This window comes from Pseudomonas pergaminensis (genome assembly GCF_024112395.2).
Classification (GTDB): domain Bacteria; phylum Pseudomonadota; class Gammaproteobacteria; order Pseudomonadales; family Pseudomonadaceae; genus Aquipseudomonas; species Aquipseudomonas pergaminensis.
Map to the genome: position 1 here is coordinate 5,569,807 of NZ_CP078013.2, position 13,687 is coordinate 5,583,493.

At 61.7% G+C, this 13,687-nt stretch carries 13 protein-coding genes; 3 read left to right on the top strand and 10 right to left on the bottom strand.

Annotated features, from left to right (window positions below; all coding sequences use genetic code 11):
- Positions 1–32 precede the first annotated feature (32 nt).
- The 4 genes from KUA23_RS25365 to KUA23_RS25380 form a co-directional block, all read right to left on the bottom strand.
- Positions 33–1,478 (bottom strand): SulP family inorganic anion transporter, encoded by a 1,446-nt coding sequence (locus KUA23_RS25365; RefSeq protein ID WP_078050166.1) that lies wholly within the window; start codon positions 1,476–1,478, stop codon positions 33–35.
- A 201-nt stretch (positions 1,479–1,679) separates the two neighbouring features.
- Positions 1,680–2,573, bottom strand: coding sequence for an NAD-dependent epimerase/dehydratase family protein (locus KUA23_RS25370; protein WP_252993036.1), 894 nt, complete (start codon positions 2,571–2,573; stop codon positions 1,680–1,682).
- A gap of 103 nt (positions 2,574–2,676) precedes the next feature.
- Positions 2,677–3,573: a LysR family transcriptional regulator gene (locus KUA23_RS25375; protein ID WP_078050168.1), complete on the bottom strand. Its 897-nt coding sequence runs from the start codon at positions 3,571–3,573 to the stop codon at positions 2,677–2,679.
- Between the two features lie 60 nt (positions 3,574–3,633).
- Positions 3,634–4,398, bottom strand: coding sequence for a sulfite exporter TauE/SafE family protein (locus tag KUA23_RS25380; protein ID WP_252993037.1), 765 nt, complete (start codon positions 4,396–4,398; stop codon positions 3,634–3,636).
- A 183-nt stretch (positions 4,399–4,581) separates the two neighbouring features.
- Between KUA23_RS25380 and KUA23_RS25385 the strand changes: the two genes are divergently transcribed.
- Positions 4,582–5,472 (top strand): LysR family transcriptional regulator, encoded by an 891-nt coding sequence (locus tag KUA23_RS25385; protein ID WP_252993038.1) that lies wholly within the window; start codon positions 4,582–4,584, stop codon positions 5,470–5,472.
- Here the strand turns inward: KUA23_RS25385 and KUA23_RS25390 are convergent.
- Together KUA23_RS25390 and kynU are read right to left on the bottom strand one after the other, a co-directional pair.
- On the bottom strand, positions 5,418–6,824 hold the full coding sequence (locus KUA23_RS25390; protein ID WP_078050171.1) for an amino acid permease: 1,407 nt from the start codon (positions 6,822–6,824) through the stop codon (positions 5,418–5,420). The two genes, KUA23_RS25385 and KUA23_RS25390, sit on opposite strands and share 55 nt — an antisense overlap.
- Positions 6,825–6,961: 137 nt before the next feature.
- Positions 6,962–8,212: a kynureninase gene (kynU, locus tag KUA23_RS25395; protein WP_078050172.1), complete on the bottom strand. Its 1,251-nt coding sequence runs from the start codon at positions 8,210–8,212 to the stop codon at positions 6,962–6,964.
- Between the two features lie 144 nt (positions 8,213–8,356).
- Between kynU and KUA23_RS25400 the strand changes: the two genes are divergently transcribed.
- Positions 8,357–8,830 (top strand): Lrp/AsnC family transcriptional regulator, encoded by a 474-nt coding sequence (locus KUA23_RS25400; protein WP_016974903.1) that lies wholly within the window; start codon positions 8,357–8,359, stop codon positions 8,828–8,830.
- Between the two features lie 103 nt (positions 8,831–8,933).
- On the opposite strand, the gene catA is transcribed toward KUA23_RS25400, so the two are convergent.
- Genes catA through KUA23_RS25415 form a run of 3 tightly spaced genes read right to left on the bottom strand, consistent with a single transcriptional unit; the run spans position 8,934 to position 11,335 of the window.
- The gene (gene catA / locus KUA23_RS25405) at positions 8,934–9,863 is read right to left on the bottom strand and encodes a catechol 1,2-dioxygenase (protein WP_252993039.1); all 930 of its coding nucleotides are present in this window, start codon (positions 9,861–9,863) and stop codon (positions 8,934–8,936) included.
- A 41-nt stretch (positions 9,864–9,904) separates the two neighbouring features.
- Complete coding sequence (gene catC, locus KUA23_RS25410; protein ID WP_078050174.1) at positions 9,905–10,195, bottom strand: muconolactone Delta-isomerase; 291 nt, start codon at positions 10,193–10,195, stop codon at positions 9,905–9,907.
- A gap of 12 nt (positions 10,196–10,207) precedes the next feature.
- Positions 10,208–11,335 (bottom strand): muconate cycloisomerase family protein, encoded by a 1,128-nt coding sequence (locus tag KUA23_RS25415; protein ID WP_252993040.1) that lies wholly within the window; start codon positions 11,333–11,335, stop codon positions 10,208–10,210.
- 114 nt (positions 11,336–11,449) lie between these two features.
- On the opposite strand from KUA23_RS25415, the gene KUA23_RS25420 reads away from it, so the two are divergent.
- A complete protein-coding gene (locus KUA23_RS25420) occupies positions 11,450–12,325 on the top strand; it encodes a LysR family transcriptional regulator (protein ID WP_078050176.1) in 876 nt (291 codons plus the stop codon).
- Positions 12,326–12,458: 133 nt separating this feature from the next.
- On the opposite strand, the gene KUA23_RS25425 is transcribed toward KUA23_RS25420, so the two are convergent.
- A complete protein-coding gene (locus KUA23_RS25425) occupies positions 12,459–13,439 on the bottom strand; it encodes an AraC family transcriptional regulator (RefSeq protein ID WP_078050177.1) in 981 nt (326 codons plus the stop codon).
- Positions 13,440–13,687 lie beyond the last annotated feature (248 nt).

Genomic DNA, 13,687 nt, shown 5'->3' on the forward strand with positions numbered 1-13,687 from the left:
GTGGCGATCCCGAAACCGCCATCACCCCAAGGTCAGTCGTGATGAACCTTGGCCCGCTTGAGCAACTTCTTGCAGCGCTCCGACAGATGCAGCACCCGCAGGTGCTTGCCGGCCTTGCTGTAACGCTCACGCAGGGTCATCAGCGCAGCAATTGCTGAGTAATCGACAAAGCTCAGGTGACGGCAATCCAGCGTCACCTGGGCCGGGTCGTTGGCCGGGTCGAATTGATTCAAAAACGGCGTGGTCGAAGCGAAGAACAGGGTGCCATGCAGACGGTAAAGCTTGCTGCCATCGGCCTCCATATGCTCATCCGCATACAGCTCCCGCGCTTGTTGCCAGGCGAAATTCAGTGCTGCAATCACGATCCCGCACAGCACTGCGGTGGCCAGGTCGGTGAACACGGTGATGACCGTCACCGCAATGATCACCAGCACGTCATTGAGCGGCACCTTGTTGATCACCCGCAGCGACGCCCAGGCGAAGGTCTGCTGTGACACCACAAACATCACGCCCACCAGCGCCGCCAGCGGAATCCGCTCGATCAACGGCGACAGGAACAAAATGAACAACAGGATCATCACCCCGGCGAACACCCCGGAGAAACGCCCGCGCCCGCCGGAACTGAGGTTGATCACCGTCTGCCCGATCATCGCGCAGCCGCCCATGCCGCCGAACAGGCCCGAGACCATGTTCGCGGCACCCAGCGCCACGCTTTCGCGGTCGGGGTAGCCACGGCTCTCAGTGATTTCATCGGTGAGGTTGAGCGTCAGCAGGGTTTCCAGCAGGCCGACCATCGCCATCAGGAACGCGTAGGGGGCGATGATGCCCAGGGTTTCCAGGGTCCATGGAACCTGCGGCAGCGCGAAGGTCGGCAGGCCGCCGGCGATGTGGGCCATGTCGCCCAGCGTGCGAGTGGGCAGGCCGAGCAGGTACACCGCCAGGCCCACGCCGAGGATCGCCACCAATGCAGGCGGCACGGCGCGCGTGATGCGTGGCAACAGGTAGACGATGGCCATGGTCACCAGCACCAACCCGGTCATCACGTACAGCGGCGTGCCACTGAGCCAGTGTTCACCGCTCTTGAAATGCTCCAATTGCGCCAGGGCAATGATGATCGCCAGGCCATTCACGAACCCCAGCATTACCGGGTGCGGCACCATGCGCACTAGCTTGCCCAGGCGCAGCAGGCCGAAGGCGACCATGATCAACCCGCCCAGCAACACCGTGGCCAGCAGGTATTCCACACCGTGTTGCACCACCAGCGCCACGATCACCACGGCCATTGAGCCCGCTGCACCGGACACCATGCCGGGGCGACCGCCAAACAAAGCCGTAAGGGTGCAGATGATGAAAGCGCCGTAGAGCCCCATCAGCGGGTTGAGGTGGGCCACCAGGGCAAAAGCGATGCATTCGGGCAGCAGCGCAAAAGACGTGGTGAGGCCGGCCAGGGCATCGGCGCGCAGACGGGTGAGATTCATGAGGTACCAGGGCATTGCGGGGGATAAGGCGGGGAATGGTACGGAATTGAGGGGGATGGGGCTAGTCTCGAAGACCGTATCGTCCCCTTCGCGAGCAAGCCCGCTCCCACATTTGACCGAGTTCCAGCTTTGGAATGCAGTCAGTGTGGGAGCGGCGGTGCGACTTGCTCGCGAAAGAAGCGCCCCGGTATCAAGCGAACATCACACCATCTCGTGACGAATCCACTCCACCACCGACGTACGCTTCGGCGCCCAGCCCAGCTGTTCACGGGCATGCTTGCCGCGCACTCGGCTGTTGGAGCCCAGGCCGTAGTTGGCCATTTCATAACCCCACTCGGCCTCGGCGTCGGCCAATGGCCAATCCTGCGGTTTACCCAGGCCCAGCGCTTGGGCAATCGCGGTGGTCATGTCGATAAACGACGCTTCGCCGCTCTCCACGAAGTAGAAGGTGCCCGGAACGTTTTTGGTCAGTGCCAGCAGGTACAGCGCCACCACGTCTTCAATGTGCACGTTGGACCAGATGTTCTGCCCGGTGCCCACATGGCGCACTACGCCTCTTTTGCGTGCTTGTTTGAGCAGACGCGGCAATTGCACGCTGTCGCGCTTCACACCCAGGCTGTGGCCGTAGATCAGGGTGTTGCAGATCACTGCCGAATTCACGCCTTCTTTGGCCGCCGCCAGGATCAGGTTGTCGATGGCCACGCGGGCGGCCTTGTCGACCGTCGGCTCCGGCAAGCTATCTTCAAAATAGATGACATCGCTGGCCTTGCCACCCGACGCATCACCGACAATGCTCGAACCGCTGGTATGCAGGAACGGCTTGTTCGAGCCCTTCAAGGCTGCCAACAAGGTTTCCACGGCAGCGCGATGGTCGCTGCTCGCGGCGTTGATCACCGCATCGGCCTTGTGCGCCTGTTCGGTCAATACAGCGGTGTCATCCAGGGTGCCGATCACTGGGACGATGCCCAGCGCAGTCATTTCAGCCGCTTGCTCGGCGCTGCGCACCAGGCCGGTCACGGTGTGGCCAGCCTTGACCAGGCCAGTGGCGATGGAACCGCCGATAAAACCTGCAGCGCCGGTTACGAATACGTTCATGGAGAGTGCTCCTGACTGGGTAAGTGATGAGCCCAGTATCAAGGGCTCACTCCTGACGAATAAGCCCCTGTTGCCCAATTGACTCTTGCGCCAAAGTCACGAATCAGCAGGCATACCGCGCCAGCTTGGCCTGGATAAAGTCCAGGAAGCACTGGATACGCAACGCCAACTGCGAGTTGCGATAGAACACCGCATGGATCGGCTGGCGATAACCACTGTTGAACGCCTCCAGCACGGGCACCAGGCGACCGGCGTCGATATCGTCGATGGTCATGAAGTTCGACAGGCAGCAGATGCCCTGACCCTCCAGCGCCAACTGGCGCACGGTTTCGCCACTGGACGCCGCCACGCTGGGCTGGATCAGCCAGCGGTCGCCCTCCACATGGCGCAATGGCCAGTGGTTGAGGGTTTCGGTCTGGGTGAACCCCAGCAGGGTGTGGTCCGCCAGCTCGGCCACTGTGGTCGGCGTGCCGTGCTGCTTGAGATACCCAGGGCTGGCGAGGATATGCAGCGGCGTACAACCGAGCGCGCGCGCGTGCAGGGTGGAGTCGGCCAGGGCGCCGATGCGAATGGCGATGTCGGTGCTTTGTTCCAGCAGGTCGATGATCAAGTCATCGCTGTTCAGCTCCAGCTGGATGTCCGGGTAGAGGCTTCGAAACTCGGCAATGTACGGCACGATCCCATGCAGCATGAACGGCACGGCCGCGTTGATGCGCAGGCGCCCCGCCGGTTTTTTCTGGCGTGACGACAGGCGCTCTTCAAGCTCATCCATCTGCGCCAGGATCACCTTGGCTTGCTCGAAAAAGTACTTGCCCTCTTCGGTCAGGTCCATGCGCCGCGTGGTGCGGTTGATCAGCGTGGTGTCGAGCTTGGCTTCCAGGCGCGACAAGGTGCGACTGACCGCCGAGGGCGTCTGCCCGACCTGCTCTGCGGCAGCGGAAATCGAACCGCACTCAATCACGCTGACAAAGATCTGTAGCTCATCGGATCGGGCTTTCACACGTTGTCCTCTCATATCGGTTCGCAGCAGCTTACACCGAGAGATTGAACGGCCGCGCCCTTAACCACTGATCAGAAGATGAGCGCCCAATAGCGCCATGCCGATGAAAAATACGCGCTTGAACAACAGCGCACTGATGCGCTGACGCAGCGCTTGCCCCAACCACATGCCCAGCAGCGCCGGCACCAATGCCAGTAGCGAAGCATTGAGTTCACCGCCACCGAGGGTGCCGCGCCAGGCCAGCCCGGCCGCCAGTGCCAGGGTCGATACAGCGAACGACAGCCCCAGCGCCTGCACCAACTGGTCGCGGCTCAAGCCCAGGGCTTGCAGATAGGGCACGGCAGGAATCACGAACACACCGGTGGCCGAGGTGATAATGCCGGTGATCACCCCGCACAGTGGGCCCAGCCAGCGTTCGGTTTCAGGCTTCACCTTGAACGAGGGCAGGAACAAGCCGCTCAGGGCATAGACCATCAATGCACCGCCCAATGCATGAACCACCCAGCCACCACCGTCCATCCCCAGCCATAGCGTGCCAAGCCCGGTGCCAAGGAAGATCAGCAGCAGCATGGGCCACAGGCGTTTGATCAACGCGCTCAAGTGGCCGCCGAACGCCAGTTGCCACAGGTTGGTGACGGTCGATGGAATGATCAATAACGCCGCTGCCTGCGCTGGTAGCATAGCCAGGCCAAGCATGCCCATGGCGACCGTCGGCAAACCCAGGCCGATCATGCCTTTGACTGTACCGGCCAGTAGGAAGGTGCCGATCACCAGCAGCGTCAAGGCGGGGCCGATGTCTTGGTAGAATGCGAGGAAGGTATTCATGGGGTGATTGTGCGGTTTTTCGATGGGTGCTGAAATTCGCCATATACTGAGGCAGCCTCTTGTTTTGCATGAGGCTGATAACCTCTTCGCGAACAAGCCCGCTCCCACAGTTGAAATGCATTCCACGTGTGGGAGCGGGCTTGCTCGCGAAAGCGTCAGTCCAGTCACCCGAGAAACCCAGCCATGCACTTTGACCTGATCGACCTGCGCCTCTACCTGCACGTCCTCGACACCGGCAACATCACCGCTGGCGCCGGTCGTAGCCATTTGTCCCTGGCCGCGGCGAGTGCGCGTATCCGGGCGATGGAAGCTTCGCTGGGCATCGAGTTCCTGGAGCGCGGCCGCCGTGGCGTCACGCCCACCCCCGCCGGCAAGGCCCTCGCCCGTCACGCCCGGCTTTTGCTGCAACAAGCCGAGCAACTGCAACAGGACCTGGCGGAATACGCCAATGGCGTCAAAGGCCAGGTGCGCCTGCTGTGCAATACCACCGCCCTGAGTGAATACCTGCCGGAACTGCTGGCGGACTTTCTGTGCGAGCACCCCAATCTCGATATCGACCTGCAGGAACTGCCCAGCCTGCGCATCACCCAGGCCTTGCGCCAGGGCACGGCAGATCTTGGGATCATTTCCGACGCGGTAGACACCCACGGCCTGCAGACCCTGGCGTTTCGCGATGACCCGCTGGTGCTGATCTCACCGCAGGATCATCCGTTCACCGAAGGGAGTTTTGTCGATAGCCTGCAATACGACTTTGTCGGCCTCGCCCCCCACAGCGCATTGACGGTGTATCTCGAAGAACAGGCATTGCACGCCGGTTTCCGCCTGCAAACACGCATCCGGGCCGAAGGCTTTGATGGGGTGATTCGCATGGTCGCCCGCGGCGCTGGCCTGGGCATCGTGCCCCAAGCCGCGCTGGAGCGCTGGCCTTTGGAACGCAGCTTCAAGGCCCACCCCCTGCAAGAAGAGTGGGCCCGCCGAATGCTGCTGCTCTGCGCGCGCTCGTTCGAGCAATTGCCCGGTTACGCCAGGGCCTTGTTCGATGCCTTGGCCCTGCCCTTGCGGAAGAACCCGTAATACACCGCCGACAGAATCAGCAGGAACGGCACACCAAACACCAAGGTCATCTTGAACGCCTCGGTGAAATACGTGGTGATCATCACCGCGCCCATCAGCACCAGGCCCAGCAGCGTGCTGTAGGGAAACAGCCGCAGTTGGAACGACAGCTTCGGCCCGCCATGGCGCTTGCGGTAGCGGCGGAAGAACAGGTGCGTGAGGAAGATCATGAACCAGGTAAAGATCGCGCCAAACATCGAGATCGCCATCATCAGGGTGAACGAGCTTTCCGGGTACACCACGTTCAACAGCGTTGCCAGGGCAATGCCCGAGCTGGACAGCAGCAGCGCGTTCAGCGGGATGCCGCTCTGGCTCAGGGCACCCATGGCTTTGGGCGCGAAGCCGGCGCGGGACAGGCTGAACATCATGCGGGTGGTGATGTAGAGCTGGCTGTTCATCGCCGACAGCGCCGCGATCAGGATCACGAAGTTCATCACCCCGGTGGCCCCCGGAATGCCGATGGTCTGCATCACCGTCACGAACGGGCTCTGGGTTTGCCCGGCCTGGTTCCACGGCACGATCGCCAGCATCAGCGCCAGGGTCAGCAGGTAGAACACCACCAGGCGCACGATGGTGGCGCGGAAGGCTTTCTTCACAGCTTGCTCTGGGTCAGCCGCTTCACCGGCGGCCACGGCAATCATCTCCACGCTCAGGTAGCTGAAGATCGACACGATGACCGCGATCCACATGCCGCTCAGGCCATGGGGGAAAAAGCCGTCGTGGGCGGTGTAGTTCTGCACCCCGTATTCCGGGTTGCCGGAGCCGAACACCACGTACACGGCGAGGATGATGAAGCCGACAATGGCGCTGATCTTGATCGTCGAAAACCAGTATTCGAAGTTGCCGAAGGTCTTCACACTGATGGCGTTGAGCAGGATCAGCACGCTGGAAAACGACACGATCCACACCCATTCCGGCACGTTGGCGAACCAGTACTTCATGTACATCGCCACCGCCGTGACCTCGGCGCCCACCGCCAGCACGATCGCCGCCCAGTAGGCGTAGCGCACCAGGAAGCCGGCCAGTGGGCTGATGTAGAACTCGGCGTAGGCGCCGAAGGAGCCCGAGGTGGAATGCGCCACCGTCATCTCCGCCAGGCAACCCATCAACAGCAGCGTGATCAACGCGCCAATGGCGTAGCTCACCAGCACACTCGGCCCGGCATATCCGATGGCGTAGGCGCTGCCCATGAACAGCCCGGTGCCAATGGCGCCGCCGATGGCGATCATGCTCATCTGGCCGGAAGTGAGCTGGCGCCGCAGGCCCAGTTCGCGGTGGGTGATCTCGGCAAAGCCGTTGTCTGGCGTGGTCACGTGGTGTGCCCCTTTATTATTGTGATTGTTGTTGCTGACGCTGAACCCTGTGGGAGCTGGCTTGCCTGCGATGGCGATGGTGCATTCACCACCGTCATCGCAGGCAAGCCAGCTCCCCCATTCTGATCGACGTAGTGTCAGGTGACGCTGTTGCGAACTTTGAATTGCGGCTGGTCCCAGGTGTGGTTGTCGAGGATCTCGCCGAGGATTTCCACCGCGTCCCACACTTCGGTAAAGCTGGTGTACAGCGGGGTAAACCCGAAGCGCATGATGCGCGGTTCGCGGTAGTCACCGATCACGCCACGGGCGATCAAGGCCTGAATCACTGCGTAGCCTTCGGGGTGCTCGAAGCTCACATGGCTGCCGCGCTTGGCATGCTCACGCGGGGTGATCAACACCAGCTCATGGGCCGCGCAACGGGCCTCCACCAGCGCAATAAACAGGTCGGTCAACGCCAGGGATTTGCTGCGCAGGCTGGCCATGTCGGTCTGGCCGAAAATCTCCAGGCCGCATTCCACCATCGCCAATGAAGTGATCGGCTGCGTACCGCACAGGTAGCGGGCGATACCGGCGCTCGGCGCGTAGTTCGATTCCATGGCGAACTGCCGGGTGTGCCCGAACCAGCCCGACAGCGGCTGGCGCACCACGTCCACCAACGCCGGGTTGACCCACACAAACGCCTGGGAACCCGGGCCGCCGTTGAGGTACTTGTAGGTACAGCCGATCGCATAGTCGGCACCGGCCTGATGCAGGTCGATGGGCACCGCGCCGGCCGAATGCGCCAGGTCCCAGATGCTCAGCGCGCCGCACTCATGGCTCAGGGCGGTGAGCGCCTGCATGTCGTACATGTAGCCGGTCTTGTAGTTGACGTGGGTGAGCATCACCACCGCCACGTCCTGGTCGATGGCTTGGGGCAGTTCGTCCGGGCTGTTCACCAGGCGCAGGGAATAGCCTTGCTGCAGCAGTTCGGCCAGGCCCTCGGCGATGTACAAGTCGGTAGGGAAGTTGCTCGCCTCGCTGACGATCACCTTGCGCCCAGGCTGGCGTTGGCGCTGCACAGTCAACGCGGCGCTGAGTACCTTGAACAGGTTGATGGAGGTGGTATCGGTGATCACCACTTCGCCGTCGCGCGCGCCGATCAGCGGGGCCAGGCGGTTGCCCAGGCGCTGGGACAAATCCGCCCAACCGGCGCTGTTCCAGCTGCGAATCAAGCCATTGCCCCACTCATCGGCAATCACCGCCTGCGCCCGCGCCAACGCCGCCACCGGGCGCGCACCGAGGGAGTTGCCGTCGAGGTAGATCACGCCCTGCGGCAAGGCGAACTGGGTGCGCAAGGGTGCCAGCGGGTCCTGTGCGTCGAGGGCTTGGCAATGGCTTCGAGTGTTCATGGATTGTCCTGGTTTTTATAGGTAGGAATGAACCAAATAATGAACGAAGCTTAAGAGAATTTTCGTGCAAAGTGGGAGGTAACAGGCTAATTAAGCTGTAGGAAATTCGAATTTAACCTCCAAACACGCGGATTTATTCTAACCATGATTCTTGACGCCACCGACCTGCGCCTCCTGCATTTCCTGCAACAGGATGGCCGCATCAGCAACCAGGAACTGGCAGAAAAAGTCGCGCTGTCACCGTCCGCGTGCCTGCGCCGTCTGCGCCTGCTGGAGAGTGAAGGGATCATCAGTGGCTACCGCGCCGTGCTGAATGCCGAGCAGTTGGGGATCGAGCTGGAGGCGATTGTGCACCTGTCGTTGCGCCAGGACGTGGAGGATTGGCACGAGACGTTTATCAAGAAGGTGCAGGGCTGGCCGGAAGTGGCCAGCGCCTATGTGATCACCGGCGCCAGCAACTATGTGCTGAGGGTGCAGGCGCGCAACCTCAAGCACTTCTCGGACTTTATCGTGAACCACCTGAACCGCACGGCGGGGGTGATGGATATACGCTCGGAGATTGTGTTGCAGAAGATCAAGGATCGCGATGAGGTGCTTGACCTGGTCATCCGCAAATAGCCTCAACACCACCGCCCCTGTGGGAGCTGGCTTGCCTGCGATAGCAATGGCGCATTCACCGCCGTCATCGCAGGCAAGCCAGCTCCCACATTTTTAACAGCGTTTAGTCTTCAAGGGCGCGGACTCGTTGCATGCGCTTTTGCTCCACCGGCGCATTGGCAGTCTGCAACTCAAAGTCAAAATCAATCTGCGCCAACCGCCCTTCCACGCCAAACTCGCGCGCCAGCTGCGGGTCGTCACTGAAGCGAATCTCGGCGATCAACTCATCCCGCGTCGCATAGGCAAAGTCGTCATGCAGGTACGGGTCGTCCGACAGGTTGATCTGGGTGGTCAGGTGCCGGTGCCCCGGCGCGGAAATGAAGAAGTGAATATGCGCCGGCCGCTGCCCGTGGCGCCCCAGTTGATCCAGCAGTTGCTGGGTCGGCCCGCTCGGCGGGCAGCCGTAGCCGGATGGCACGATACTGCGGAATCGGTAGTTGCCCTGGGCATCAGTCTCGATGCGTCGGCGCAGGTTGAATTCGGATTGTGTCGGATCGAACCACGAATACGTACCGCCGGTATTGGCCTGCCACACATCCACAATCGCCCCCGCCAGCGGCTTGCCATCGGTACCGCGCACCTGCCCGCGCATGAACAGCGGCACCGCGTCGTCCGTGCCATCGTCCAGCCGCGCCTCGTAGTGGCTCAACGGCGCACCGGCCACATACAACGGGCCTTCGATAGTGCGCGGGGTGCCACCGGATTTACCGGCCTCTTCATCAGCGGCGTCCATCAACAAGTCAAGGTAATGCTCCAGGCCCAGCCCTGCCGCGAGCAGGCCGGCTTCCTGATTCTTGCCCAACTCGTTGAGGTAGTTGACCGCCTTCCAGAACTCTTCCGGGGTCACCTCCAGGTCTTCGATGATGTTCACGGTGTCGCGCAGAATCCGGTAGATCAGCGCCTTGGTACGCGGGTTGCCCGCGTCGTTGAGGTTGCCGCTGGCTTCTTCAAGAAACTGTTGGGCGTGGGCAGTCTGGGACAGTCGGATGGACATGGGGCATTCCTCATCTTGTAATTATTGGGTGCATGACAGGCTTAACGGTCGTCCTCATGGATCGACGAAGGGTGCCGGCACAGGGCGTTCACTTCGATGGCCATGTAGGGGAAAAGCGGCAGTTGCATCAGCAGGTCGTGCAGTGCTTGCACGCTGTCGACGTCGAACACGCTGTAGTTGGCGTAGTGCCCGGCAATGCGCCACAGGTGGCGCCACGTGCCCTCCTCCTGCAGCCGCTGCGCCAGCGCTTTTTCGTCGGCCTTGAGGCTGGCAGCGCGTTCGGGGTTCATGTCGAGTGGCAGGTTCACGGTCATTTTTACGTGGAACAACATGGCAGGCGCCTCTTAGTGTTTGTCACGACGGAAGAACGCCAGGCGCTCTTCATCGATGGCCAGGCCCAGGCCCGGTGCGGTGGAGACATGCAAATGGAAATCGCGGTACACCAGCGGCTCGATGAGGATGTCTTCGGTGAGCAACAACGGGCCGAACAGTTCGGTGTCCCACGCCAGCGTGTTCAGCGTGAGAAAGGCATGCGCCGACGCCAGGGTACCGATGCCACCTTCGAGCATGGTGCCGCCATACAGGCCGATCCCCGCGGCCTCGGCAATCGCCGCTGTACGCAGCACCGCACGCGGGCCGCCATTCTTGGCGATCTTGAGGGCGAACACCGACGCCGCGCCTTCGCGCGCCAGGTTGAATGCATCTTCGACGCACTCGATGGATTCATCCGCCATGATCGGCGCCGGGCTCGACAGGTTGAGTCGCGCCATGCCGCCCCGGTTGTTGCGTGAGATGGGCTGCTCGATCAGGTCGATGCCGTTGTCGCCGAGCACCTGGCACGCCCGCAATGCCACCGCCTCGTCCCAGGCCTGGTTGACGTCGACGCGCACACTGGCACGGTCGCCCAAGGCCTTTTTGATCGCGATCACATGGGCCAGGTCCTGGCTGACCTCACCGGCGCCGATCTTCAATTTGAAGATGCGGTGGCGGCGCAGGTCGAGCATCTTCTCGGCCTCGGCAATGTCCTTTTCGGTGTTGCCGCTGGCCAGGGTCCAGGCCACCGGCAAGGCATCGCGCACGCGGCCACCGAGCAGTTCGCTGACCGGCAGGTTCAGGCGTTTGCCCAGGGCATCGAGCAAGGCGCTTTCGATCCCGGACTTGGCAAAGGTGTTGCCGCGAATGCTGCGCTCCAGGCGCAACATGGCGGCGTTGATATTGCTCGCGTCTTGGCCGATCAGCAGCGGCGCGAAGTGACGGTCGATGTTGACCTTGATGCTGTCGGGACTTTCATTGCCATAACTCAGGCCGCCAATGGTGGTGGCCTCGCCAATGCCTTCGATGCCGTCGGCGCAGCGCAGGCGGATGACCACCAAGGTCTGGTTTTGCATCGTGTGCATCGCCAGCTTGTGCGGGCGGATGGTCGGGAGGTCGACGATGATCGTTTCGATCGACTCGATGGCGCAAATCGGCATGGCTATACCCGTTGGGTTCTTTATAGGTTTGAGCCGATTCTGTGCCGTATCTTTCAAGGGTTCCAATATAGAATGGGTCTCGAACAATACCCTCAAGGTATGAAAGGAGTCGTCATGGAACTGCGTCACCTGCGCTATTTCCAGGTGCTGGGGGAGACCCTCAACTTCACCCGTGCTGCCGAACGCCTGCACATCGCCCAGCCGCCGTTGAGCCGGCAGATCCAGCAATTGGAGGATGAACTGGGCGTCATTTTGCTTGAGCGTGGCCGACCGCTGCGGCTGACCGAGGCCGGGCGGTTTTTTTATGAACACGCCAACGTGCTGCTGGAACAACTGAACAAGGTCTGCGACAACACGCGACGCATCGGCCAGGGCGAGAAGACTTGGCTGGGCATCGGCTTTGCACCTTCGACCCTCTACGGCGTGCTGCCGGAACTGATTCGCCGGCTGCGCACCCATGAGGCGCTGGAGCTGGAGTTGGGGCTGTCGGAAATGACCACCTTGCAGCAGGTCGAAGCGCTCAAGGCCGGGCGCATCGATGTGGGATTCGGTCGGATTCGCATCGACGACCCGGCCATTGTCCAGCGCGTGCTGGTGGAAGATCGGTTGGTCGCCGTGCTGCCCGCCGGCCACCCGCTGCTGGACGCGCCCGCCACCCTCGCCCAACTGGCCGCCGAGCCTTTTGTGCTCTACCCCGGCAACCCACGCCCCAGCTACGCCGACCATGTGATCGCGCTGTTCGATGCCCACGGCCTCAACCTCAAGGTGGCGCAGTGGACCAACGAATTGCAAACTGCCATCGGGCTGGTGGGCGCGGGGATGGGCGTAACGTTGGTGCCTGCGTCGGTGCAGGTGCTGCACCGTGCAGACATCGGCTACACGCCGATTGTGGAAGCCACGGCGACCTCGCCAATCATTCTGAGCCGACGGGTGAATGACCAGTCGCCGGGGCTGAATCATTGCCTGCAACTGGTGGAAGAGCTCATCTGATTTATCCCAAACACTACAAAACCCCTGTGGGAGCTGGCTTGCCTGCGATAGCGGTGGGTCAGCTGGCACATCAGCTGACTGACACATCACTATCGCAGGCAAGCCAGCTCCCATATTTGGATCTTCATTGTATTCAAAGGCTGCGCAGGCGCTTGCGCTGCAGGGTTTGGCTAGGGGACTCGTCGAACAATTTTCGATACTCCGCCGAGAACCGCCCCAGGTGGGTAAAGCCCCAGCCCAGGGCGATCTCAGAGATGGTACGGGTAGAGCCGTGTTCAAGGATTTCCTGGCGCACGACGCCCAGCCGGTACTTCCTCAGATAGGCCATGGGCGACAGCGCGAAGTATTTGCGAAAGGCATCGAACAGCTTGAACCGCGACACCCCCGCAGCGGCTTCCAGGTCTTCCAGGTGCACGGCTTCGCGGGCGTTGTCGTGGATGTACTGGCGCGCACGGATCAGGTAGTGCGGAAGCTTCACACCGAGGACATCGCGCAGTTCTTCGGAATAGTTATTCGGCTGGGCCAGGATAAGGCCCTTGATCAGCGAGCTTTCCAGGTCGCAGGTAAAGGCGGCCTGGCCATACAACTCGCTGCCGTGCTCCAGCTCGGCGATGAAGTAGCGCGCCATGCGCCACCACGAGGCCGACGCGCCGTCTACCGCGTCCATCACCGATTCAAAGCGCAGCGGCGCTTCGATGGGCCGTTGCAGCAAACCTTCCAGTGACTCACTCATGGCCGCACGCGTGATCACCACCTGCAACTTGCGGCAGTCGCCAGAGATCGCCAGCACCTGATGCTCATTGGGCGAGATGATCACGCCCTGGTCGCGGTTGGAACTCAAGCGCTCACCGTTCTTGCTCAACTCCTGCTCGCCCACCAGCGGCAGGCTCAGGCTGTAGCTGCTGAAGTGCTCGGCGTCTTCGATGTCGATGGTTACATCGGTGCCGTACTCGATCACACCCAAGGTGGTGGCGCGGGACTTGAATACGTTGGCGCTGTGGTGAAAGCGCAGGCGTTCGGGCGTGGCGGTGGCCAGGCGATGGGGCCCGCAGATGCCGGACATCCAGCTGCGGGCACCTTCCAGGTCGAAGCGTTGAATCGTTTGGCTGCTCATCAGGGTGCACCCACGGCGGTTAGGCTTTTGCGCGCTCTGGCGGCGCGTCGTTATGGTTCGAAAGCAAGTAATGCGCCACGCCAGCGCAATGGCCACTGGGTGGATAGCAACGGTCGACTATGTGGATAAGTCGCAGGCTTTTGCACCACCTGCCCCGCCAGACAGTAGCGCATCCCGTCACCGCTGCGCACCGGGTTGGGTATTTGCTGCCCAATTTTCCGGCGCAGGTTCCCCCACTAAGCGGATAG